This is a genomic window from Pseudomonas sp. KU43P (genome assembly GCF_033095865.1).
Lineage (GTDB): Bacteria > Pseudomonadota > Gammaproteobacteria > Pseudomonadales > Pseudomonadaceae > Aquipseudomonas.
Genome location: NZ_AP019365.1, coordinates 3,409,662 through 3,434,183 on the forward strand (window position 1 = coordinate 3,409,662; position 24,522 = coordinate 3,434,183).

Genomic DNA, 24,522 nt, shown 5'->3' on the forward strand with positions numbered 1-24,522 from the left:
GCTAGACCTGCAGGCTGAACTCCGCTACGCCGGCGCTGATGCGCTGGGCGGTCTGGCGCATCAGCTCGAGCAGCTTGGTGCGATCACTGAGTTCGAACCGGCTGGTTGAAGCCACCAGCGCAAGCGCAGCACAGTTCTCCTTGCTGGAGAGCTTCACAGGCACCGACAAGGAGGAGATCCCTGCTTCCAGCTCACCGCTGGATTCATAGAAACCATCGCGGCGGATCGCTTGCATGGCCTGTTGAAATGCCTCCCAAGTCTCGCCGATGCCTGCAGCACGTATCTCGTCCGCATGTTGGTCGTACAGCGCCCTGAGCTTCTTTGGGGGAAAGTGCGCCATGATCACCTTCGGAGCCCCACCCCGGAACAACGGGCGTGGTCGACCGCGCCCGTAGTTCAGTTGGACATCGCGCTCCGGCCGCTCGTGGTGCAGGTCAAGGAAGAATTCACCCTCCATGCGCGACAGCACACACCGGCATTCGGTCTTTTCCACCAGTTCGCGCATCACCGGAATGCTCAGCCCCAGCAACGGGTCGGTGGTACGGATGATGTAGTCCAGCAGCGCGATCCGTGGGCCCAACGCGTAGTAGCCGCCATTGAGCCGCTGCAGCAAGCCGGCCTGCAGCAACTCCTTCAGGTAGCGGTAGCCCGTCGGCGTAGAACAGCCCAGCGCCTCGACGATCGCGTCAGCCTCCCACACCGGCTGTTCGCTGGTGAACAGGTCGAGTACCGACAGCATACGGTTCAGGCTGGACATACGGGCTTCCCGGAAAAAAGAGCCCATTGTAGCGATTGTTCGCGCGGCGACGAGTCAGTTCGCACTCATCAGCGCTTGCATGCGCAGCTCCCACTGCGCACGCGGGCAGAACCCCGGCAGGCTGCGGGCGTGCGCCTCGACCACGGCCAGCAGCTGGTCATCCGGCAGCGTCAGGTCCACCGGCACCTTCATGGGCTGGCTGACATACCAAGGCGTGTCGAAGAACAGCTCAAGGCGGTTGCCCTCCGGGTCACGCACATAGAACGAGACCGCATTGCCGTGTGTGATCGCGTCGATATCGGGCGCGCCCAGCTCGACGAAGCGGCGGTACACCTCGCGCAGCGTGGCCAGGGAGTCGGCGGCCAGGGAGATCTGGTTGATCGGGTTGTACGCCAGCGTCTGCGGCCGGCCGCTGGCCAGCACGATCTGATGGTGAGTGCGCGGATCGCGGCTGAGGAACACCAGTTGCACTGGCCCTGTCGGCCCCTGGAGGCTGCCGCGGTCGGTCACGCTGAAACCGAGGACACCCGTGTAGAAGGCTTCCATCGCTGGCAGGTCGTGAACGTAGATACCCATGTGGTTGAACGAAAGGCCCTTAGCGTTTTGCATTTTTATCACCATGCGATAATTGTTGACATAAATCTATTCCAGTATCAGTCTTTATTCAACCAATTATCTCAATGCGATAAAAACAAGGAGCAAACAAAGTGAAATTTCTCAGCTTTGCGGTTGCCGATCAGTCCAGCTACGGCTATCTCGCCGAAGACGGCATCGTCGACCTCGGCCACCGCTTGGCCGGCCGCGCCGACGACCTGCGCGCACTGCTCGCGCAGCCCGATCCGGTAGCCCTGGCACGCGAAGCCGGTGGCCCCGCTGACTACCGCCTCGACGAGGTGACCCTGCTGCCGGTCATCCCCAACCCGGAACAGATCTTCTGCGTGGGCCTGAACTACGCCGACCACGTTGCCGAAACCAATCGTCAAAGCACCGAACAGCCGATGATCTTCTTGCGCGTGCCTGCCTCGCAGGTGGGGCATGGCCAGCCACTGCTGCGTCCGCGCGAGTCCGAGCGCTTCGACTACGAGGGCGAGATCGCCGTGATCATCGGCAAGCCTGGCCGCCGCATCAGCGAAGCAGCCGCCTGGGATCACATCGCCGGCTACGCCTGCTACAACGACGGATCGGTGCGTGACTGGCAGCTGCACACCGCGCAATGGGGGCCGGGCAAGAACTTCTACCGCACCGGCGGCTTCGGCCCATGGATGGTCACCGCCGACGAGATCGGGCCTGATGAGGAAATGACACTGGTGACCCGAGTCAACGGTGTCGAAGTGCAGCGCGCCTCCACTCGCCAGTTGATTCACAGCATCCCCAAGCTGATCGCCTACCTCTCCACGGTCACCCCGCTGGTGCCCGGCGATGTGATCGTGACCGGCACGCCCGGTGGCATCGGCCTCAAGCGCACCCCGCCGCTGTTCCTCAAGCCAGGTGACAAGGTCGAGATCGAGGTCGACCGCATCGGCACCCTGGTCAATGGCGTTGCCGACGACTGAGCCCTGCCATGCCCCGGGCCCGCCCATGGCGGGCCCCCAGCGAAGAGATGACGATGAACAATAAAAACCCTCTCAATGAACCCAACCCGGCCCGCTATGACGTGGCCATCGTAGGGTGCGGCCCTACCGGCGCGGTGCTGGCCAACCTGTTGGCCGAGTGCGGCCACAGCGTGCTGGTCCTCGAGCGCGAAGCCGGGATCGTGCAGCTACCCCGGGCCATTCGCTTCGATGCCGAATGCATGCGGGTATTTCAGTCCATTGGCCTGCTGCAGCGCCTGAAAGACCAGGTCAGCGCCGCCCCAGGCATGAAGTTCGTCAACGCCGCCGGCGAGCTGCTGATCGAATGGCAGCGCCCGGTGGAGCTTGGCGACCATGGCTGGAGTGCCTGCTACCGGGTGCACCAGCCCGCGCTCGAACAAGCACTGCGTGAGCGTCTGCACGAACGGCCGGGCGTAACGCTGCTGAGCCGCCATGATGTGTTCGCCCTGACCGAGCACGCCGATTACGTAGAACTGCGCTACGAAAACATGCGCAACGGCGAGCTGCTGACGAGCCAGGCGCGCTATGTGATCGGTTGCGACGGCGCCCGTTCGCTGGTTCGCCGCTTGATGGGCAGTGCCCTGGAAGACCTGCAGTTGCACGAGCGCTGGCTGGTCATCGACTTCATGCTCAAGCGGCCGATGCCAGCGCTGGGCGACTACTCCATCCAGTACTGTGACCCGCAGCGCCCGAGCACCTACATCTGTGGTGCCGGCGACCGCCGGCGCTGGGAAGTGATGGTGATGCCAGGCGACGACCTCGCGCAGATCAATACCCCCGCCTGGATCTGGGAATGCCTGTCGCGCTGGATCGGCCCCGACGATGCCGAGATCGAGCGTTGCGCGGTGTACATGTTCCACTCCGTGGTCGCCCAGCAATGGCGCCGCGCACGCCTGCTCATCGCCGGCGATGCCGCGCACCAGACGCCACCCTTCATGGGCCAGGGGATGGCCGCAGGCATCCGTGACGCCGCCAACCTCGCCTGGAAACTGCATGCCGTACTGACGGGTGGCGCAGCCGAGGCATTGCTGGACACCTACGCGTCCGAACGCGTGCCCCACGTGCGCGAGTTCATCGAGGGCGCGGTGCGCTTCGGCGACATCATCCAGGCCACGGACAGCGAGGCGGTGGCTGCGCGGGACGCACGCCTGAGTTGCGCCATCGACGCGTTCCGCACCCCGGAGCCGGCCCTCGGCCCGGGTGCTCACGATGGACTGCCGGCAGGTCTGGCCGGGCAGGTGACGCCGCAGTTCCGTCTGGCCGATGGCAACCTGATGGATGACCTCACCGGTTACCGCCACTTGCTGCTTTGCCGGCCCGAAGCCCTGGCGCTGGCCTCCAGCCTGGTGGACGCCAGCGTGATATGCCGCGCAGCCGAGGAGCCGGCCATGCTGGCGTGGCTCGAGCGCCTGAATGCCTGTGCTGCGTTGATTCGCCCGGACCGCTACCTGTATGGCGTGGCAAGCACCACGAACGACCTCGAACCGCTGTTGTCGCGGGCCTTTGCCTTACCCCCGCGCAACCACGACTCGCCGCGTTCGAACTGCGCCTGAGGCGCGCCGGCGGGAGGTCACCTCCCGCCGGGCAACCGACCACTACAAGAACAACATGCATGCCTCGAGCATGCCGGAGTGCCTACCATGCAACGCCTAGAACAGGCTGCCCCCCACGGGGCGACCGGTGTATCGCTGCCGTCGTCGGACCTTGCCGAACGCGTCATGTCGCGTGTTTCCCGTCGGCTGCTTGGCTTCCTCTTCCTGCTGTTCATGTTTTCCTTTCTCGACCGCATCAACATTGGTTTCGCCGGCGCTGCCATGAGCCGCGACCTGGGCTTGAGCGCCGCCGCCTTCGGCCTTGCCAACACGGTGTTCTATGCGGCCTACATCGCCTGCGGCATTCCCAGCAACCTGATGCTGGAGCGCATCGGGGCGCGACGCTGGATTGCGCTGCTGGTGGTGGCCTGGGGTATCGCCTCCACCTGCACGATGTTCGCCCGCGACGAAACCAGCCTGTACCTGTTGCGGATGCTGGTCGGGATCACCGAAGCCGGCTTCCTGCCCGGCATGTTGCTGTACATCACGCGCTGGTTCCCCAGCCAGTACCGCTCGCGGGCCAATGCCCTGTTCATGATCGCCATGCCGGTCACCGCCACGCTGGGCTCCATCGTCTCGGGCTTTCTGCTCGAACTGCACGGGTCGCTGGGGCTGCATGGCTGGCAATGGCTGTTCCTGGTCGAGGGGCTGCCCTGCGTGGTTCTCGGTGTGATCGCCTGGTACCGCCTGGATGATTCGCCTGCATCTGCGCGCTGGCTCAGCGCCGAAGAGAAGCAGGTACTGGCCAACCTGATGGCGGCCGATCATGAAGCGCAGGCGCACAAGGGAGAAGGTGATGGCGCGGGGCGCTGGCTCACCACAGGGACGCTGCGCCTGGCACTGATCTACTTCTGCATGGTCACCACCATGGGCATGGTCAACATCTGGGGGCCGCAGATGATCGCAGGCTTCAGTGCCGGCGCTGGCAACGTGGTCACCGGGTTCCTGGTGGCCGTGCCGCAGGTCGTCACGGTCATTGCCATGCTCTGGCTGGGATCGCGCTCCGACCGCCTGCGCGAGCGCCGCTGGCACACCTTCGCACCGCTGGCGGTGGGTGCCCTGGGCTGGCTGGCCGCGGCCTTCCTGCACACCCCGGCCCTGCAGCTGCTCGGCATCAGCCTCGCCTCGGCCGGCGCCTTCGGCGCGATGACCGTGTTCTGGGCCTTTGCCGACCAGAACCTGTCTTCGGCTGCCAAGGTGGTGGGTATCGCCTTCATCAACGCCTTCGGCAATGCGGCGACGATTGTCAGTTCGTTGATGGTCGGCGTGCTCAAGGACCACACCCAAAGCTTCGCCGCGGGTATCTGCTACGCCGCCGTACTGCTGGTCATCGGCGCCGTGCTGGTGGTCGGCAGCCCACGCGCACGCCGAACCACCGTCCACGCCTGACCCCACGCACCACAGACCCGCCGCGGGCCCCACCTGCGGCGCGATCCTTCACGTCTGCAGAAGAACAATAGCCATGAACAGACTGACGTTTTCGCTCCTCGCCCTCTTCGCCAGCCTGCCGCAGAACCACACGCTGGCAGCAGACTTCTTCACCGACAGCCACGCCACCGTGCAGGCACGCAACTACTACTTCGATCGGGATTTTCGCAGTGGTAACGGCCAATCCCAGGCCCGTGAATGGGCCCTGGGCTTTCTGCTCAAGTTGCAGTCCGGCTACACGCCGGGAACCCTCGGCTTCGGCCTGGACGCCAGCGCCCTGGCAGGCTTCAAGCTCGACGCCTCCCCCGACCGGATGGGCGCCGGCCTGATCCCTTACAGCTCGGCGACACGCGAGCCGAATGACCACTGGGCCGAGGCGGCCCTGACCGCCAAGTTCAAGGTGTCCAGGACAGAACTCAAGGCCGGCCAGGTCGACCCGTTCCTGCCGGTCATCCTCCCGGTGATGTCTCGGCTGTTTCCACCCACCTTTCGTGGCGTCGATGCCAGCTCACGCGAATTCGATGGCCTGGCCCTGCGCGCTGGCCGCATCGATCGCATCAACCTGCGCGACTCGACCAACTGGCAGCCGCTGCAGGTTTCCAGCCAGTTCGGGCGCTTCAACGGGGCTGCGCAATCCAAGGAGTTTCTCTATGCCGGTGGCGACTGGGCGTTCGATCAGAGCGGCACGCTCAGCTACTACCGTGCGCAACTGAGCGACATCTACCAGCAGGACTACCTGGGGTTGGTGAAAAGCTGGCCGCTCGGCCCCGGCACGTTCAAAGTGGACCTGCGCCTGCATGCCAGCCGTGAGGATGGCCAGGCCCGAGCCGGCCAGGTGGACAACCGCGCGTATCAGTACAACCTGTCCTATGCCTTGGCAGGGCACACGCTGGCCCTCGGACAGATGATGCTCAAGGGAGACACAGCCCTGCCGTATCTGGCCGGCACCGACGTCAACGTGATCACCGAAGGTTCTCTGGTTTCCGAGTTCAGCAACCCGCAGGAGCGGACCTGGCAGGCGCGCTACCAGTACAACTTTGCCGCAGCCGGTGTGCCTGGCCTGAGCGCGCTCTATCGCTACATCCAGGGCAGCAATGTGCACTTTCCCGGCGCGGGCGGCGACAACGACGAAACCGAACGTTCCTGGGAGCTGGCCTACGTCATTCAGTCAGGGCCGGCGAAGGGGCTTGCCTTGCGCTATCGCCAGGGGCACTACACCAGCAACTATTTCCGTGACGTCGATGAGACGCGCGTGAACATCGACTACACCTTCGCGCTGTTCTGAACCCTCTTTGCGCTAACGCCTGCCCTGCTCCAAGCCCCTTGGTAGCAGGCAGGCGAAACCGCCCTCTATCACAGCGCTCTCCACGCCCCTGCTTGACGTATACGTCAACCTGCCTTCAGGATACTGGCATACCCCACGTCGAGCCCGAGCATGAGCAGCCAGACCTACAGCATTTCCGACCTGTCCCGCGAGCTGGACATCACCACCCGCGCCATCCGTTTCTACGAGGAACAGGGCCTGCTCAGCCCCGAGCGCCGTGGCTTGGAGCGCATCTATTCGGCTCGCGACAAGGTCAGCCTGAAGCTGATCCTGCGCGGCAAGCGCATCGGTTTTTCGCTGGCCGAGTGCCGTGAGCTGATCGAGCTGTACGACCCCACCAGCGGCAACCTCAAGCAGCTCAACAGCATGCTGGCGAAAATCGCCGAGCGCCGCGCCCAGCTGGAACAGCAGATGCTCGACATCCACCAGATGCAACTGGAACTGGACACCGCCCAGGAGCGCTGCGAACAGGCCCTGGCCGCCACCTTGAACAATAAAGACAACCATTGATCCGCCACAGGAACCCTGCCATGTCCTTGCCCGAAAAAGTCCGCCTGGTCGAAGTCGGCCCCCGCGACGGCCTGCAGAACGAAGCCCAACCCATCAGCGTTGCCGACAAGGTCCGCTTGGTCGACGACCTCAGCGCGGCCGGGCTGGGGTACATCGAGGTGGGCAGCTTCGTGTCACCCAAGTGGGTGCCGCAAATGGCTGGGTCGGCCGACGTGTTTGCCGGCATCACGCAACGCCCCGGCGTCACTTACGCAGCCCTGGCCCCCAACCTGCGCGGCTTCGAGGACGCCCTGGCGGCAGGCGTGAAGGAAGTGGCAGTGTTCGCGGCGGCTTCCGAGGCCTTTTCCCAGCGCAACATCAATTGCTCGGTCAGCGAAAGCCTCAGCCGTTTCGAACCGATCATGGAGGCCGCGCGCCGCCACGGTGTGCGCGTGCGCGGTTACGTCTCCTGCGTGCTCGGCTGCCCGTATGAAGGCAAGGTCAGCGCCGAGCAGGTTGCCCCGGTAGCCAAGGCCCTGCATGACATGGGCTGCTACGAGGTGTCGCTGGGCGACACCATCGGCACGGGCACTGCGGGCGATACCCGGCGCCTGTTCGACGTGGTTTCGGCCGTGGTGCCCCGCGCGCAGCTGGCCGGGCACTTCCATGACACCTACGGCCAGGCCCTGGCCAATGTGTACGCCAGCCTGCTCGAAGGCATCAACGTGTTCGACAGCTCCGTGGCGGGCTTGGGCGGTTGCCCGTATGCCAAGGGCGCCACGGGCAACATCGCCACGGAAGACGTGTTGTACCTGCTGCAGGGGCTGGGCATCGAGACGGGTATCGACCTCGATCGACTGATCGCCGCCGGGCAGCGCATCAGTCAGGTACTGGGCCGGGCGAATGGTTCACGGGTGGCACGGGCGCGCAGTGCCCAGTGATTCACACGGTTGTCACATCGGTGTGGGCGGAGTGTTACCGCCCCCGCCCAATCCAGCAAAAAATCGGGTAACAGGGAAACAAATCGACAGAATTTCTAGTCGTCCGTTTTGCCTGATTTTCTCAAGCCATTGATTTTAAATGGTTTTTAAAAGTTGGCACGGCACCTGCTATATCTTTCGTACAACAACAACAAAAAACGTGACACCTAATAAAAACAACAGGTAACGGCTCTGACATAACAAGAACAACACGGCAGAGGCGTAGCAAGCAGATCTTTTTGAAGTCGACACGCTTTTCAGGGGTTCGCCCCGCGATCTGACACAGAACAATAAAACTACCTCAAGGTAGCGGCAGTCAGGATCGGATCTTCGATGAAAGCAGGTCAGCGCTCAAAAAAATACGTTTGCTCTTGACCCCGCATGGGGGTCGCTCGCAACACCGAGGCAGGCCTACAAAAACAACAAAAGGCCGGTCTTCAATAATAATAAAAGAGCAGGCAACAACGCTTTGAGGGGAGCTTCGGCTCCCCTCAGTGCTTCCTGCCCTCCTCCTCCCTGCGCTTCACTTCGTCTTCCCCTTCGACCTTATCCACTACCAACGGCATCGTCGCCAGCACCAGCAGCGCCATCAGCGTACTGATCAGCGCCGTGGCTTCTCGCCCCATGCCTGCTGCCGTGCCAATGGCGGCCGTCATCCACAACCCGGCGGCCGTGGTCAGGCCTTTGACGTGGCTGGTGTCCTGGCCGTTGCCTTTGAGAATGGTGCCAGCACCCAGAAAGCCGATCCCCGCGACGATCCCCTGGATCACCCGGCTCAGTGCCTGTTCGTCGGCACCGGCCATGCTCGGCGCCAGCACGAACAGCGCCGCGCCCATCGACACCAGCATGTGCGTGCGCACACCGGCCGACTTGCCCCGGTGCTCGCGCTCGAAGCCCAACACTGCGCCGAGTACCGCTGCCATCAGCAGGCGCAGGAGGATGCGGGTGACTTCGCGCTCATCGGTGATATCGGCGAATTCTGCTTGCAGCGTTTGCCAGATAGCGTCCATCGATTCTTTCTCTGTGGACTTCATAGGGTTGACCCGCCAGACACAGACAAAGTGCCCCGTCCGGCGGATCGATGCAGCAACTTGCTACCTGGGGCAGTCACACCTTTAACCGCACCCCGGAGGTCCACCCCATGCCCGTTGAAATCGAAGAAAGCACCCAACGCTGCACCCTCATCGGCAAAGACCTGCGCATCGAAGGCCAGGGCCCGGACATCGAGATCATCACCGACGAGCAACTGCACATGTCGGTGGCGCTACTGGCCGGCCAGCGTGTACCGATCACCGAAGCCGAGGCCGACGCACTGACCGTGGCAGGTGCGGTGGATAGCCGCAGGCACCTGAAGGCCAGCGTTCCAGGCTCGGTGATTTAAGGGTTCAGCGGCTGTCGGCAGCCATCTGATACGGTTTTTATCGCGCAACCTGAGTCTGTGCTGAAAACAGCTTGGGGGCCATAGTGCTCAGGCCTGATGGAGGCCTGATGAGCACCATAGCCATGTACGAGAAAATCGACGTCATCCCGATCGCTGCCAAGCGCCCCAGCGTCAGCGGCATCCACACCCGCAGCTTCACCGGGCTGTACCGCAACCTGCGAATCGGTTTTGCCGGCATGCTGTTCATGCTGTTCTTCGGCACTGCCTGGCTCGACTGGAACGGTCGCCAGGCGGTGCTGTGGGATCTGGCCAGCAGCAAGTTCCACATCTTTGGCACCACCTTCTGGCCCCAGGACTTCATCCTCCTGTCTGCACTGTTGATCATCGCCGCCTTCGGCCTGTTCGCCATCACCGTATATGCCGGCCGCGTGTGGTGCGGCTACAGCTGCCCGCAAAGCGTGTGGACCTGGCTGTTCATGTGGTGCGAGAAGGTGACCGAAGGTGACCGCAACCAACGCATCAAGCTCGCAGCCGGGCCCTGGACCCTGGGCAAAATCGCCCGGCGCACACTCAAGCACGCCCTTTGGCTGGCCATCGGCGTGCTCACCGGGCTGACCTTCGTCGGTTACTTCACCCCGATCCGCCCCCTGGCCCATGAACTGTTCACTCTGCAACTGGGCGGCGTGGCGTTGTTCTGGGTACTGTTCTTCACTGCCGCCACCTACCTCAATGCTGGCTGGTTGCGCGAAGCGGTGTGCCTGCACATGTGCCCCTACGCACGTTTTCAGAGCGTGATGTTCGACAAGGACACCTTGGCGGTGGCCTATGACCCGCGCCGGGGCGAAACACGCGGCGCACGCAAGAAAGGCAGCGATGCCCGCGCCCAAGGCCTGGGCGATTGCATTGACTGCACCCTGTGCGTGCAGGTCTGCCCCACCGGCATCGACATCCGTGACGGCCTGCAGATGGCCTGCATCGGTTGCGCCGCCTGTATCGATGCCTGCGACAACGTCATGGCGAAGATGGGCTACTCCAGCGGCCTGATCGGCTACAAGTCCGAGCACAGCCTGCAAGGTGGCACCACCCACTGGCTGCGCCCGCGCCTGCTGGGCTATGCCGCAGCCTTGCTGGTGATGATCGCTGCCCTGGTGCTGGCCTTGCAGATGCGCCCGATGGTGTCGCTGGACGTGATCAAGGACCGCGGCCTGTTCCGCGAGAATGCCCAGGGCCAGATCGAGAACATCTACCTGCTCAAGGTCATCAACAAGACCGAGCACAGCCAGCGCTATCACCTGCGACTGCTGGACGCCGACGGCTTCGCCCTGCAAGGGAGCAGCGAATTGGTGATTGCCGCTGGAGAGATGGCCGAGCTACCGGTCTCGGTGGCTCTGCTGGCCGAACGGTCGAGCAGCAGCTCGCAGGAACTGGCCTTCGAAATCCAGGACAGCGATCAGCCCGATGTGCGCAGCGTGGCCCACAGCCGCTTCGTGGCCCCGATCAATCGCTGATCCCTTACACTCAATCTTCACCTTGCCTGCCGAGCCCCCATGAAACGCTACGAACGCTTTGCCGACGACATTGCCGAACTGATCCGCTCCGGGGTACTCGGCCCCGGTCAGCGCGTACCTTCGGTGCGCTATGCCAGCCAGACCCACGGTGTCAGCCCGTCGACGGTGTTCCAGGCCTACTACCTGCTCGAACGCCGCGGGCTGATCCGCGCGCGGCCACGTTCGGGCTACTTCGTCAACGCCCACACCCCGCGCCCGTTCAGCGAGCCGCAGGCCCTGGAGCTGCAGAGCGAATCGACCGACGTGGATGTCAGCGCTCTGGTGTTCTCCATCCTCGAATCGATCAAAGACCCGACCACCGTGCCGTTCGGCTCGGCCTTCCCCAGCCCCGAACTGTTCCCACTGCAGCGTTTGTCGCGCTCGCTGGCCAGCGCGAGCCGGGCAATGGACCCGCGCATGGTGGTCACCGACCTGTCACCGGGCAACCCGCAACTGCGCCGGCAGATCGCCCTGCGCTACATGGTCGGCGGTTTGATGCTGCCCATGGAGGAATTGTTGATCACCAATGGGGCACTGGAGGCGTTGAACCTGTGCCTGCAGGCCGTCACCGAACCGGGCGACCTGGTGGCCATCGAAGCACCGGCCTTCTATGCCTGCCTGCAGGTGCTGGAGCGGCTCAAGCTCAAGGCCGTGGAGATTCCCGTGCAGCCACGCGAAGGCATGGACCTGGCGGTACTGGCCCAGACCCTGGACAAGCACCCGGTCAAGGCCGTGTGGTGCATGACCAACTTCCAGAACCCAGTGGGCGCAAGCATGCCCGAGGCGAAGAAGCAGGCGCTGGTCGAACTGCTGCGTCGCCACCAGGTGCCGCTGATCGAGGACGATGTCTACGCCGAGCTGTATTACTCGCAGCAGGCGCCCAAGCCGGCCAAGGCCTTCGATACCCAAGGCCTGGTGATGCACTGTGGCTCGTTCGCCAAGAGCCTGGCACCGGGCTACCGCATCGGCTGGGTCGCGGCCGGGCGCTTTGCGCAGAAGATCGAGCGGCTCAAGCTGATGACTTCGCTGTGTGCCTCGATGCCGGCTCAGGCGGCCATCGCCGACTACCTGCAGCACGGCGGCTACGACCGCCACCTGCGCAAGTTGCGCTACGCCCTGGAGGGCCAACAGGCCAACATGCTCGCCGCCATCGCCCGGCATTTTCCGGCGCAGACACGGGTCAGCCAACCGGCGGGCGGGTACTTCCTGTGGCTGGAGCTGCCCGAGCAGATGGACGCCCTCAAGCTGTTCCACATGGCCCTGGCGCAGGGCATCAGCATCGCCCCGGGGCCGATCTTCTCGCCTACCCGGCGCTTCGGCAATTGCATCCGCCTGAACTACGGCAGCCCCTGGAACGCGACAGCGGACAACGCGATGGAGACCCTGGGGCGGATCATTCGTTCCTTCTGAAAGGCAGCCGGACAGCCCAACGGCTATAGTTGGGCGACTTGCACGAAGGATCGTATGTATGCCGGCAGATGAAACACCTCCTACTTTCGAAGAGCTTCAAGCGAAAGTGGCCGAACTCGAGTCGCAATGTGAGCAACGTGTCGACCAGGCCCAAGCCAACGGCAAGCTGCTCGGCGAGCTGGTTGACCACAGCGCGGCGAACGTGTTTGCGGCCGATTGCAATCTTCGCCTGCTGGCGATCAATCGCACTGCTCAAGAGACCTTGAAACGTTTTTATGGGCTCTCACCTCAGGTCGGGGACTACATTCTGCAGTTTCTGGCGGGGCAACCCGATATCAAGCGGCAGCTCGAACCGATGTGGCCAAGGGTACTGCTCGGTAAAGCGTTCATTGAAAACGTCGCGATAGGTGAACGCCACTACGAGATGCGCTTCAACCCATTGCGCGATGCACAACGCCGTGTCCAGGGCGGCTACCTGTTCGCCTACGACATCACCGAGCGCGTCATCGAACAGCAACGCCTGCGCGAAACCGAAGAAGCTTTGCGACAGTCGCAGAAGATGGAAGCGGTCGGGCAATTGACCGGGGGCATCGCGCACGATTTCAACAACCTCTTGGGCGGCATCCTCGCTGCGTTGGAGATGGCCGAGCAACGTCAAGCCGAACACCGGCTCGCGGACAGTCAGCGATTACTCGCCACCGCCCGGCACAATACCCAGCGCGCCGCTACGCTTGTGCAGCGCCTGCTGGCGTTCGCCCGCCAGCAGAAGCTGGTGCCACAGGCCGTCGATGTAAAGGGGCTCGTGTCCGACATGCGCGACCTCATAGACAGCTCGTTCAACGCGAACATCACCTTCGTCGACGAGACCCTGGCCGGCCAATGGCGGGTAAGGGTCGATCCGCCCCAGCTGGAAAACGCCTTGCTCAACCTGTGCCTCAATGCACGTGACGCCATGCCCATGGGCGGTACGCTTCGCATCGGCTGCGAAAACACTCCGCTGGATCACGACGAGGCCCGCGCTCTTGATCTGTCAGCCGGCGATTACCTGCGCATCACCCTCAGTGATACTGGCGTTGGCATGACCGATCAGGTGCTGCAACGCGCGCTCGAACCCTTCTTCACCACCAAACCACTTGGCCAGGGGTCCGGCCTGGGCCTGTCGATCGTGTACGGTTTCATTCGCCAGTCCGGCGGCCAATTGCGCATCAGCAGTGAACCCAGGCAAGGCACCCAAATAGCCCTGTACCTGCCCAGGGATAACGAAGTTCTGCCAGTATCTGTGGCCCAGCCGACGGCGGCCCCGACCACCGAGCCAGGTCGGCATCGGGTCATGTTGGTTGAAGACCAGGACACCCTGCGCCTGCTGATCAGCGAGGTACTCGAGGAGAGCGGGCACGAGGTGCACGCTTTCGCCGACGGCCAGAGCGCCCTCAAAGCGCTGCACACCGGGTTGCACCCCGACCTGCTGATTACCGACATCGGGCTACCTAAGGGCGTCGATGGCCGTCAACTGGCCGCTACCTGCCTGAACCTGCCCGATGAAGTGGCGGTGCTGTTCATCACGGGCTACAGCGAGTTGACCGGCATGGCCAAGGCCTTGCCCGATAGCCGTACCGAGATCCTGTATAAACCTTTCGCCCTGGCTGTGCTCAAACAACACGTCGACCGCCTGCTGGAAAAGCTGCACGGCAAGCCGTAAAGCGGCTATGCACCTGGAGCCAGGGCAAGCTAAAGTCACACCTGTCAGTTTTCTGTCGGAAGTCGGCATGCCATCCCGCGATCTACGCGCCCTGCAGCAGCAAATCGAAGACCTCCAGCAACGCAACGTGCAGCTGGAAGCCCGCCTGGCCCGCATTCAGGATCAGGACCAGAACATCTACCGCTTTCTGTTCGACACCATGGACGAAGCCTTCTGCATCATCGAGTTCTTCGACGGCCCCCATGGCCCGCTGAGCGACTACGTGCACGTAATGGCCAACGCCGCCTACTCCAAGCATGCCGGGATTCCCAACGTGGTCGGGCAGAAACTGCGCGAAATGGTGCCGGACGAAGCCGATGACTGGGTAGCGCGCTACGGTGAGGTGCTGCGCACAGGCGAGCCACTGCAGTTCGAACAGGAGCTGGTTGCCACCGGCCATGTGCTGTCGGTGACTACCTTTCGTGTCGAGCCACCGCAAAGGCGCCAGGTCGCGGTGCTGTTCAAGGATGTGACCGCGCGGCGCAAGGCCGAACTGGCCCTGCAGCAGTTCAATCAGGAGCTGGAACAGCGGGTCAACGCCGCCCTGGCCGAACGGCGCCTGTTCGCCGAACTGGTCGAGCACTCGGTGGTCAACGTACACGTGATCGATAACGACCTGCGATGGCTGGCGGTCAACCAGCAGGCCAAGCAGGATTTTCACACCCTGTATGGCCGCACGCCGGAAGTGGGCGAGCATATGCCGACCTTCATGGCTGACGCCCCTGCCGATAGCAAACAGGCCCTGGCCATGTGGCATCGGGCGCTGGCGGGAGAACACTTTACCGAAGTCGCAGCCTTCGGCCCGGAGCGAGATCGGCGCCACTACGAACTGCGCTTCAATGCCCTGCGCGATCAGAGCGGCACCCTACAAGGTGCTTACCTGTTCGCCTACGAAATCAGTGACCGGGTCATGGAACAGCAGCGCTTGGCCAAGGCCGAACAAGCGCTGCGTCAGGCCCAGAAGATGGAAGCCGTGGGGCAACTCAGCGGCGGCATCGCCCATGACTTCAACAACCTGCTGGGCAGCATCCTCAATGCCCAGGAGCTGATGCACCAACGCCTGGACCAAGCCCGTTACGACGAACTGGCGCCGTTGCTGAAATTGTCCGGCAGTTCCGCGCAACGGGCCTCGTCGCTGGTGCACCGGCTGCTGGCCTTCTCGCGCCAGCAGACGCTGCAGCCGAGCGCCACCCACGTCACGGCGCTGGTCATGGGCATGGAAGAGCTGCTGCGCCGCACCATCGGCCCGGCCATCACCCTGCGCAGCCACTTCGACAACCCATTGTGGCCGACTTTCATCGACCCGCCGCAACTGGAAAGCGCGTTGCTCAATCTCTGCATCAATGCACGGGATGCCCTGCCGGCTGGCGGCGTGATCGATGTCTTCGGCGAGAACATCCCGCTCGATTACGAGCAGGCGCGGTTGCTCGAGCTGCCCCCCGGCGACTACCTGCGCCTGAGCGTGCTAGACGATGGTCGCGGCATGAGCGCCGAGGTGGCAGCGCGGGCGCTCGACCCGTTCTTCTCCACCAAACCCATGGGCCAAGGGACCGGCCTGGGGCTGTCGATGACCTATGGTTTCGTGCGCCAGTCAGGCGGCCAGTTGCGCTTGCTGTCGACCCCGGGTAAGGGCACCCGTGTCGAGCTGTACCTGCCACGCCACCACTCTGAACCCCAAGCGCCCACACATGAACCTTCCCCCCTGCCGCTGGAAAGCCAGAGCGCGGGGGGCCAGCGCATCCTGCTGGTGGAAGACCAGGCCGCCCTGCGCATAGTGGTCGGCGAGGTGCTGGAAGAATTGGGATACCAGGTCGAAGCCTTCGAGACTGGCCCGGCTGCACTGGCCTACCTGCAGCACGCTGAGCGGCCGGACCTGCTGCTCAGCGATATCGGCCTGCCAGGTGGCCTCAATGGCCACCAGCTCGCCGAACGTTGCCGACAGCAATACCCCGACCTCAAAGTGCTGTTCGTCACCGGCTACGATGAGAGCGCGGCACTCAGCGACGGCCAGATGCTGCCAGGCACCAGCGTCCTGACCAAGCCCTTCGAACTGCTGACCCTGGCCGAGCGCGTTCGCCAGATGCTGAAGCGTGGGCAGCCCTGAACGCCTGGGTCAGCGCCCGCCACCGAGGTCGATGAAGCTGCCGGTGGAATAGGACGCCTTGTCCGACAACAGCCAGAGAATCGCCTCGGCCACTTCTTCCGGCTGGCCGCCACGTCCCATGGGCAGGCCGGCCTCCAGCTTGCTCACCCGGTCTGGGTCACCGGACAGGGCATGGAAGTTGGTATGGATGTAACCAGGGCGCACGCCATTGACCCGCACGCCCTCTCCCGCCACTTCCTTGGCCAGGCCCACGGTAAAGGTGTCCAGCGCCCCCTTGGAGGCGGCGTAGTCGACATACTCGTTGGGCGAGCCCAGGCGCGCGGCGACCGACGACACATTGACGATCGCACCGCCCTGGCCGCCGTGCCGACGGGCCATGCGTAGCAAGGCGTGCTTGGTGCACAGCATCGGGCCGACGACGTTGGTCTTCATCACCTTGAGCAGGCGAAATTCCGACATTTCTTCCACACGGCTCTGCTGGCCGATGGTGCCGGCGTTGTTGACCAGGGCGGTGACCGGGCCGAGTTCCTGGTCGACGCGGTGGAAGAGTTGGATCACCTCGTCCTCGACGCTGGCATCGGCGCGCACGCTGATGGCCTCGGCGCCGAGTGCGCGCACCTGGGCCAGCAGGCTTTCGGCGGCCTGGTCGTCGGCGAGGTAGTTGATGCAGATGCGGTAGCCCTGCTTAGCGGCCTTCAAGGCGGTGGCGGCGCCGATGCCACGGCTGGCGCCGGTGATGACGATGACTTTCTCCATGGAACTGCCGATCGTGTAGGAAAGGAGCCTCGACAATAGGGGAAAAGTTATCTCATTGGAATAGATTGGGTTGGGGCTGATGGGGCCTGGTTTGGGAGGTGGGGCGAACCCTCAATGCCCCGCCGACGCCGGCCCCGCCTTGGCGGTAAACGGTGGCTTGGCCAGCCACACCAGCAAGATCAACCCGGCAAACACCCAGGTCATCAAGGTGAAGTAATCCACCGTCGACATCATGTAGGCCTGGCCATTGAGCATTTGCTCCAGTTGCGCATAGCTCTGCGGGCTGGCGCCGCCCAGATGCTCCAGCGTATGCCGCGTGGCCGGTTCGAACTCGCTGATGTGCTCGCTCAGGTAGGCATGGTGCTGGTCGGCCCGGCGAATCCAGATCCAGGTGGTGAGCGACGCGGCAAAACTGCCACCCAAGGTTCGCAGGAAGGTCGCCAGGCCCGAACCGTCGGCAATCTGATGCGGCGGCAGGTCCGACAGCAGGATGCTCAAGGTCGGCATGAAGAACAGCGCCACGCCAATGCCCATGAACAACTGCACCAGGGCAATGTGCTGGAAGTCCACCTCGCTGGTAAAGCCGGCGCGCATGTAGCAGCTGCCGCCAATCGCCAGGAATGCCAGCCCCGCCAGCACCCGCAAGTCGAAGCGGTGCGCGTACTTGCCCACGAACGGCGACATGATCACCGGCAGCAGGCCGATCGGTGCCACAGCCAGCCCCGCCCAGGTCGCGGTGTAGCCCATCTGCGTCTGCAGCCACTGCGGCAGGATCAGGTTGATGCCGAAGAACCCCGCGTAACCGCCCACCAGCACCAAGGTACCGATACGGAAATTGCGGTGCACGAACAACCGCAAGTTGACCACCGGGTGGCGGTCGGTGAGCTCCCAGATGATGAAGATGGCCAGGAACACCACCGAGATCAGGCTGCCGACGATGATGAACGAGGACTCGAACCAATCCAGGTCATTGCCCTTGTCGAGCACCACCTGCAACGCGCCGACGCCGACGATCAGAGTCAGCAGGCCGATGTAGTCCATCGGCTGTCGGCTGGTGACCACTGGCCGGGTGCGCATCTGCTGGCGCACCACGGCGGCGGCGAACAGGCCGATGGGCACGTTGATGAAGAAGATCCACGGCCAGCTGTAGCTGTCGGTGATCCAGCCACCGAGAATCGGCCCGGCTATCGGCGCCACCACCGTGACCATCGCCAGCAAGGCCAGCGCCATGCCCCGCTTGGCCGGCGGGTAGACGGCGATCAGCAGGGTCTGGGTCATTGGGTAGAGCGGCCCGGCCACCACCCCCTGGAGCACGCGAAAGCCCACCAGTTCCGGCATCGACTGAGCGATACCACACAGAAAGGAGGCCAGCACGAACAGCAGCGTTGCCCAGATGAACAGCTTCACCTCACCGAAGCGGCGGCTGAGCCAGCCGGTCAGCGGCAAGGCGATGGCGTTGCTCACCGCGAACGATGTGATGACCCAGGTCCCCTGCTCGTAGCTCACCCCCAGGTTGCCGGAAATGGTCGGCAGCGCCACGTTGGCGATGGTGGTGTCGAGCACCTGCATGAAGGTCGCCAGCGACAGGCCGATAGTGGTCAGTAGCAAGCTCGGCGGCGTGAACTGGGCCGGGGCGTTGTTGCTCATCGCTGGGCCATCTTGCCGGTGGCGCTGTTCTCGTGGATCAGCCGGGCAATCAGTTGGTCGGCCTCGCCCAGCTGGCGGTCATACACCTGGGTGGTGTAGCTGGCCTGCTGTGGCGGCTGCTGGGCCAAGGCCGGGCCGCTCTGGTCGTGCAGGTCGACCTCGACCACGGTGGACAGGCCGATGCGCAGCGGGTGGTCCTTGAGCTGGTCGGGGCTCAGGTGGATGCGCACGGGCACACGCTGGACGATCTTGATCCAGTTGCCAGTGGCGTTCTGTGCCGGCAGCAGGGCGAATGCGCTGCCGGTGCCGGCGCCCAGGCTGTCGACCGTGCCGCTGTACTTCACCTCGCTGCCGTACAGGTCGGCGCTGATGTCCACCGGCTGGCCGATGCGCATGTTGCGCAGCTGGGTTTCCTTGAAATTGGCATCGATCCACACCTCGTCGAGCGGGATCACCGCCATGGTCGCGGTACCCGGCTGCAGGCGCTGGCCCAGCTGCACGGTGCGCTTGGCCACGTAGCCGGTGACCGGCGCCACCAGTGTGGTGCGGGCGTGATCGAGGTACGCCTGGCGCAGGTCGGCGGCGGCCGCCATGACCTCGGGGTGTGACGACACCACGGTGTCGTCGACCAGCGCGCTGCTGGTGTTCAGTTGCTGGCGGGCGCTGTTGACGGCGGCCTGGGCCACGGTCAGGTCATCGCGGGAATGGGAGATTTCCTCGGCGGCGATCGCGCCGCTGTCGGCCAGCACCTTGCGCCGGTTGTAGTTCTGCTGGGCCTTCTGCAGTTCGGCCTGACGCGTCTGAAGTTGAGCCTTGAGCGAATCGACGTTGCTGTACAGCCCACGCACCTGGCGCACGGTACGGGCCAGCTTGGCTTCGGCCGATTGCAGCGCGACTTGGCTGTCGGCCGGGTCGAACTGCAGCAGCACCTGGCCGGCGTGCACCAGGTCACCGTCGTCGGCGCCGATGCTGGTGACGGTGCCGGTCACCAGCGGAGTGATCTCCACCACGTTGCCGTTGACGTAGGCGTCGTCGGTGCTCTCGTGCCAGCGCCCGACCAGGCTGTACCAGGCCCAGGTGCCGGCGCCAACGAGCAGCACCAGCAACAGCAGGCCGAGCAGCCAGACCTTGCGCTTGCGCGACGGTTGCTGCGCTTCGGGGGGAGTAGTGGTGTCAGTGGGAGTGGCCATGGGTAATACCTTGGGAAAGCGTAACGGGGTTCAACGATCGCCGAAGCGGCGCGTCGTCAGGGGGTCGCCGGCACCGAGCAGGACCTTTGCCAGCAGGCCTTCGAGGGTCTTCAACTCGTCGGGCTGCAGCACGCCGACCAGTTCGTTCATCGCCGCCGCGCCGATCTCTGGCAACCGGTCGGCCAGGCGCTGGCCATCGGCGGTCAGTGCCAGGCGCACCTGGCGGCGGTCATCGGCGCAGCGGTTGCGCAGGATCAGGCCCTTGTGCTCGAGGCGGTCGAGCATGCGGGTCATCGAACCGCTGTCCAGCCCCAGGTAGCGGCACAGTTCGGCCGGGGTATCCACTTGGTACTGGGTGACGATGATCAGCACCTTGAACTGCGCGGCGGTGACGCCCTCTGATTCGAGGTGCCAGTCGAGAATGCGGTCCTTGAGGATCGCCGCACGGCCCAGCAACATGCCGATGGCGCAGGTCTGGAAGTTTTCCGGGGTGAAATGGGACATCGGCAGTGAGCTCGGGCAATTGTTTAAAAATATTACTGCCTAGGCAGTGAATGTCAAAGCTTTGATTAGGGGGCTATGTAAAATTTCATGGATTGGCCTATCACGATGCCTGTGGGAGCCGGCTTGCCGGCGATAGGGCCCTCAAGGCGACAGCTGCCAGGTTCTTTGTCTGCACTGGCCTCATCGCCGGCAAGCCGGCTCCCACAGGGGGAGCGCTGGGTCAACCTTTAAGGTTTCAGCGCCTCGATCGCGCCACAGGCAATCGCCATCCCCACCAGTTCCGCCAAACTCCCCGCCTGCAACCGCTTCATCACCCGCCCCCGATACAAATCCACGGTCTTCACACTGACCCCTAGCCGCTCGGCGATCTCCCGATTGTTCAACCCCTGCGCCAACGGCACGAACACATCCCACTCACGCGGGGTCAGGCCATCGATCCGCGCCTGCACTTGCGCCAACGCCTGCTCCCCCTTGCGTGCCTTCCCTGCCCGCTCCAGCGCCGCTTGCACACTGTCGAGCAGCAACTGATCGTTGTAGGGCTTCTCGATGAAATCGCAGGCCCCCGCCTTGAACGCCCGCACCACGATCGGCACATCGGCATGGCCGCTGACGAAAATCACCGGAATGGCCAGCCCGCGCTCGCGCATCGTCTGCTGCACCGCCAGTCCACCCAGGCCCGGCATGCGCACATCCAGCAGCACACACGCCGGCCCATCGTCTGCGCAGGCATCGAGAAACGCCTGGCCACTGTCGAACGGCAACGCCTGCAGGCCCACCGATTCGAGCAGCCACACGGTCGAATCACGCATGCCCTGGTCGTCATCGACCACATAAACCTTCGCTTGCACTCTGCCCTCTCCTTATCCCCTGCTCACCGCCAGGCGGCAGCACACGACCAGCCCGCCGAACTCACCCGCGCGCGCCCACAAGCTGCCACCAAAACCCTCGATCAGGCTGCGGCTCATGCTCAAGCCCAGCCCAAGCCCGTCAGCCTTGCTGGTGTTGAACGGCGTGAAGATCGCCTCCAGGCGTTCCTGCGCCACACCCGGCCCCTGGTCTGCCACCTCGACCAGCACCCCGTCGCCGTCGCGCACGGCGCCCAGCAGGATACGCGACGGCTGTTGACCCTGCTGCTCGCGGTTGGCCTCGATGGCGTTGCGCAGCAGGTTGAGCAGCACCTGTTCGAGCAAAACGCGGTCGGCAAACACGGCGGGCATCTGCCCACCGATGCGCAATTCGATACTCACCTGATCACGCGCCGCTTCCCAGGCGCACAGGCGCATGGCTTCAGCCGCCACGTCGGCCAGGTCGACCGCTTCCAGGCGCCTCGGCCCCTTGCGCAGGAAGGCACGCAGGCGGCGGATCACCTCGGCGGCGTGGGTAGCCTGCTCGCTGATGCGTTGCAGGCCCTGGCCCACCCGCTCGCGCGCCTGCGGGTCGCGGTCCAACCCTTGCAAGTAACGCTGGCTGGCATTGGCGTAATTGACCACCGCCGCCAGCGGCTGGTTGATCTCGTGGGCAATGCCCGATGCCAGCTCGCCCAAGGTGACCAGCCGGGCGCTGTGGGCGAGGCTCTCCTGAGCCTCGATGCGCAGGGTGATATCGCGTGACACGGCGACCACCTCCACCACCGCGCCGGTGTAGGTTTCGCGGATTGCCCGTGTGGCGATCTCGAACCAGCGGTAGCCACCGGCGGCGTGGCGTACCCGGCAGGTCATGGTGTGGTAGCCGTCTTGATCCAGCGCAGCGGCTGCCTGGCGCAGGGCCTGGCGGCGCTCGCGCGGGTGCAGCAAGGCCATCACCGGCATACCGCGCAATTGCTCGGGCCACAGGCCGAGCAGGCGGTACGCGGCCGGCGAGGCATCGAGGAAGCGGCCGTCGGGGCTGTGCCGGGAAATCAGGTCGGTGGTGTTCTCGATGATCAGGCGGTACAGGCGCCGGGCGCGGTTGGCCTCCCGTGCGGCCAGGCGTTCGGCGCTGGCCTCGCGGCAGCGAGCAAGCACCTGTTGGCCCTGATCATCGGGGATGAACGTCCACAGCAGGATACGTTCGCCTACCTGGGCCTCCACCTCGGCGATCGCACGATGCTGGCGCAGACAGGCGCGCACCAGTGCCGGGCAATTGTTCGGCAGCCAGTCGGCCAGCGGCGGGCCGCCCTGGATCAACGCCTGAAAAGCGGGGTTGAGCGCCAGCGCGGCGGCATCGGCCGCCAGCAACAGGCTGGGTTGGGGGTCCTTGGCAAGCAAGGCGGCAGTGGTGGTTTCCACGACAAAGGCTCTTGTTATAGTAGTTTTACTATATTGCTATAGTCGATATTCCATCTACCATAGCGTCTCGCGTAAAACTGCGACAGGGGCAAGCGGCCATTCGGCGCGCTGCCCACACCCTGATCAGAGCTAACAATCAGCCACCGGGGGCCAGGCGCACAGGCTGCGTCTGCCTCCCCAACAGGATTACCGCATGTCGATCTTCTCCCAGGGCCTGATGCCCGCTGCCGTCAACCACGTCGCCCTGACCCCACTGAGTTTCATCGAGCGCACCGCTGCCGTATACGGCAACTACCCGGCGGTCATCCACGGTGCCATCCGCCGCAACTGGCGCGAGACTTACCAGCGCTGCCGGCGCCTGGCCAGCGCCCTGGCCGGGCGTGGCGTCGGCCGCGGCGACACGGTGGCGGTGATGCTACCGAACATCCCCGCGATGCTCGAAGCGCACTTCGGCGTGCCGATGATCGGCGCGGTGCTCAACACCCTCAACGTGCGCCTGGATGCCGAAGCCATCGCCTTCATGCTGCAGCACGGCGAAGCCAAGGTGCTGATCACCGACCGCGAATTCCACGGCGTCATCGAAGCGGCCCTGGCCTTGCTCGAACACCCGCCGCTGGTGGTCGATGTGGACGACCCCGAGTACGGAGAAGGCCGCGCCGTCAGCGACCTGGACTATGAAGCGCTGCTTGCCGAAGGCGACCCGGACTTCACCTGGGAATGGCCCGAAGACGAATGGCAGGCGATCTCGCTGAACTACACCTCCGGCACCACCGGCAACCCCAAGGGCGTGGTCTACCACCACCGCGGCGCCTACCTCAATGCCATCGGCAACCAGATGACCTGGGCCATGGGCCACCGCCCGGTGTACCTGTGGACCCTGCCGATGTTCCACTGCAACGGCTGGTGCTACCCCTGGACCATCACCGCGCTGGCCGGCACCCATGTGTTCCTGCGCCGGGTCGACCCGCAGAAGATCCTCACCCTGATCCGCGAGCATCGGGTCACCCACCTGTGTGGCGCGCCAATCGTGCTCAACGCGCTGGTGAACATGCCCGAGGCCGCCAAGGCTGCCATCGAGCACCCGGTGCAGGCCATGGTCGCGGGCGCCGCACCGCCGGCGAAAGTGATCGGCGCCGTGGAAGAAATGGGCATCCACGTCACCCACACCTACGGCCTGACCGAGGTCTACGGGCCGGTGACCGTCTGTGCCTGGCACGATGAATGGCAAGACCTGCCCCTGGAGGACCGGGCGCGGATCAAGTCGCGCCAGGGCGTGCGCTACCCGACCCTCGACGGCCTGATGGTGGCTGACCCGCAAACCCTCGAACCAGTGCCACGCGATGGCAATAGCCTGGGCGAGATATTCATGCGCGGCAACACAGTGATGAAGGGCTACCTGAAAAACCCCGAAGCCACCGCCGAGGCCTTCCGTGGCGGCTGGTTCCACACCGGTGACCTGGCGGTGTGGCATGCCGACGGGTATGTGGAGATCAAAGACCGGCTCAAGGACATCATCATTTCCGGTGGCGAAAACATCTCCACCATCGAAGTCGAGGACGCCCTCTACAAGCACCGCGCAGTGCTGGAGGCCGCCGTGGTCGCACGGGCGGACGAGAAATGGGGCGAGACGCCGTGCGCCTTCATTGCGCTCAAGCCGGGGCACGAGGATACCCGCGAGAGCGACATCATTGGCTGGTGCCGCGAACACCTGGCCGGGTTCAAGGTGCCGAAGACCGTGGTGTTCGGCGAGCTGCCCAAGACCTCGACCGGCAAGATCCAGAAATACGTGCTGCGCGACCGCGCCAAGGCACTCTGA

The 24,522-nt window shown here is 64.2% G+C and carries 21 protein-coding genes; 12 read left to right on the forward strand and 9 right to left on the reverse strand.

Annotated features, from left to right (window positions below; genetic code table 11):
• Position 1: 1 nt before the first annotated feature.
• Together KU43P_RS15405 and KU43P_RS15410 are read right to left on the reverse strand one after the other, a co-directional pair.
• Positions 2–757, reverse strand: coding sequence for an IclR family transcriptional regulator (locus tag KU43P_RS15405; RefSeq protein WP_317658230.1), 756 nt, complete (start codon positions 755–757; stop codon positions 2–4).
• Between the two features lie 54 nt (positions 758–811).
• On the reverse strand, positions 812–1,366 hold the full coding sequence (locus KU43P_RS15410) for a VOC family protein (RefSeq protein WP_317658231.1): 555 nt from the start codon (positions 1,364–1,366) through the stop codon (positions 812–814).
• A gap of 98 nt (positions 1,367–1,464) precedes the next feature.
• On the opposite strand from KU43P_RS15410, the gene KU43P_RS15415 reads away from it, so the two are divergent.
• From KU43P_RS15415 to KU43P_RS15440, 6 genes are all read left to right on the forward strand, one after another.
• On the forward strand, positions 1,465–2,310 hold the full coding sequence (locus KU43P_RS15415) for a fumarylacetoacetate hydrolase family protein (protein WP_317658232.1): 846 nt from the start codon (positions 1,465–1,467) through the stop codon (positions 2,308–2,310).
• 53 nt (positions 2,311–2,363) lie between these two features.
• Positions 2,364–3,902 (forward strand): bifunctional 3-(3-hydroxy-phenyl)propionate/3-hydroxycinnamic acid hydroxylase, encoded by a 1,539-nt coding sequence (locus tag KU43P_RS15420; protein ID WP_317658233.1) that lies wholly within the window; start codon positions 2,364–2,366, stop codon positions 3,900–3,902.
• A gap of 87 nt (positions 3,903–3,989) precedes the next feature.
• Complete coding sequence (locus KU43P_RS15425; protein ID WP_317658234.1) at positions 3,990–5,330, forward strand: MFS transporter; 1,341 nt, start codon at positions 3,990–3,992, stop codon at positions 5,328–5,330.
• Between the two features lie 73 nt (positions 5,331–5,403).
• Positions 5,404–6,654: an OprD family porin gene (locus KU43P_RS15430; protein ID WP_317658235.1), complete on the forward strand. Its 1,251-nt coding sequence runs from the start codon at positions 5,404–5,406 to the stop codon at positions 6,652–6,654.
• A 150-nt stretch (positions 6,655–6,804) separates the two neighbouring features.
• On the forward strand, positions 6,805–7,203 hold the full coding sequence (locus KU43P_RS15435; protein ID WP_317658236.1) for a MerR family transcriptional regulator: 399 nt from the start codon (positions 6,805–6,807) through the stop codon (positions 7,201–7,203).
• Between the two features lie 20 nt (positions 7,204–7,223).
• Positions 7,224–8,123 carry a hydroxymethylglutaryl-CoA lyase gene (locus KU43P_RS15440; RefSeq protein ID WP_317658237.1) on the forward strand — a complete coding sequence of 300 codons (900 nt, stop codon included), beginning with the start codon at positions 7,224–7,226 and terminating at the stop codon, positions 8,121–8,123.
• 530 nt (positions 8,124–8,653) lie between these two features.
• Here the strand turns inward: KU43P_RS15440 and KU43P_RS15445 are convergent.
• A complete protein-coding gene (locus KU43P_RS15445; protein WP_317658238.1) occupies positions 8,654–9,172 on the reverse strand; it encodes an MgtC/SapB family protein in 519 nt (172 codons plus the stop codon).
• A gap of 131 nt (positions 9,173–9,303) precedes the next feature.
• Here KU43P_RS15445 and KU43P_RS15450 point away from each other — a divergent pair, with 131 nt between their 5' ends.
• The 5 genes from KU43P_RS15450 (at position 9,304) to KU43P_RS15470 (ending at position 16,342) form a co-directional block, all read left to right on the forward strand.
• Positions 9,304–9,543, forward strand: a complete 240-nt coding sequence (locus KU43P_RS15450; protein ID WP_317658239.1) for a DUF3203 family protein — start codon at positions 9,304–9,306, stop codon at positions 9,541–9,543.
• Between the two features lie 122 nt (positions 9,544–9,665).
• The gene (gene ccoG / locus KU43P_RS15455; RefSeq protein ID WP_317663834.1) at positions 9,666–11,051 is read left to right on the forward strand and encodes a cytochrome c oxidase accessory protein CcoG; all 1,386 of its coding nucleotides are present in this window, start codon (positions 9,666–9,668) and stop codon (positions 11,049–11,051) included.
• A gap of 39 nt (positions 11,052–11,090) precedes the next feature.
• A complete protein-coding gene (gene mapR, locus KU43P_RS15460) occupies positions 11,091–12,500 on the forward strand; it encodes a GntR family transcriptional regulator MpaR (RefSeq protein ID WP_317658240.1) in 1,410 nt (469 codons plus the stop codon).
• Positions 12,501–12,558: 58 nt separating this feature from the next.
• The gene (locus KU43P_RS15465; RefSeq protein ID WP_317658241.1) at positions 12,559–14,199 is read left to right on the forward strand and encodes a PAS domain-containing sensor histidine kinase; all 1,641 of its coding nucleotides are present in this window, start codon (positions 12,559–12,561) and stop codon (positions 14,197–14,199) included.
• A 67-nt stretch (positions 14,200–14,266) separates the two neighbouring features.
• Positions 14,267–16,342 (forward strand): PAS domain-containing protein, encoded by a 2,076-nt coding sequence (locus KU43P_RS15470; protein WP_317658242.1) that lies wholly within the window; start codon positions 14,267–14,269, stop codon positions 16,340–16,342.
• 9 nt (positions 16,343–16,351) lie between these two features.
• On the opposite strand, the gene KU43P_RS15475 is transcribed toward KU43P_RS15470, so the two are convergent.
• From KU43P_RS15475 to KU43P_RS15500, 6 genes are all read right to left on the reverse strand, one after another.
• Positions 16,352–17,098 carry an SDR family oxidoreductase gene (locus tag KU43P_RS15475; RefSeq protein ID WP_317658243.1) on the reverse strand — a complete coding sequence of 249 codons (747 nt, stop codon included), beginning with the start codon at positions 17,096–17,098 and terminating at the stop codon, positions 16,352–16,354.
• A gap of 111 nt (positions 17,099–17,209) precedes the next feature.
• A complete protein-coding gene (locus tag KU43P_RS15480; RefSeq protein WP_317658244.1) occupies positions 17,210–18,745 on the reverse strand; it encodes a DHA2 family efflux MFS transporter permease subunit in 1,536 nt (511 codons plus the stop codon).
• On the reverse strand, positions 18,742–19,935 hold the full coding sequence (locus KU43P_RS15485) for an HlyD family efflux transporter periplasmic adaptor subunit (protein WP_317658245.1): 1,194 nt from the start codon (positions 19,933–19,935) through the stop codon (positions 18,742–18,744). Before KU43P_RS15485 ends, KU43P_RS15480 begins: the two co-directional genes overlap by 4 nt.
• A 30-nt stretch (positions 19,936–19,965) precedes the next feature.
• A complete protein-coding gene (locus KU43P_RS15490; RefSeq protein ID WP_317658246.1) occupies positions 19,966–20,439 on the reverse strand; it encodes a MarR family winged helix-turn-helix transcriptional regulator in 474 nt (157 codons plus the stop codon).
• 227 nt (positions 20,440–20,666) lie between these two features.
• The gene (locus KU43P_RS15495) at positions 20,667–21,287 is read right to left on the reverse strand and encodes a response regulator transcription factor (RefSeq protein ID WP_317658248.1); all 621 of its coding nucleotides are present in this window, start codon (positions 21,285–21,287) and stop codon (positions 20,667–20,669) included.
• Positions 21,288–21,299: 12 nt separating this feature from the next.
• A complete protein-coding gene (locus KU43P_RS15500) occupies positions 21,300–22,706 on the reverse strand; it encodes a sensor histidine kinase (protein WP_317658249.1) in 1,407 nt (468 codons plus the stop codon).
• A 193-nt stretch (positions 22,707–22,899) separates the two neighbouring features.
• On the opposite strand from KU43P_RS15500, the gene KU43P_RS15505 reads away from it, so the two are divergent.
• The gene (locus KU43P_RS15505) at positions 22,900–24,522 is read left to right on the forward strand and encodes an acyl-CoA synthetase (protein ID WP_317658250.1); all 1,623 of its coding nucleotides are present in this window, start codon (positions 22,900–22,902) and stop codon (positions 24,520–24,522) included.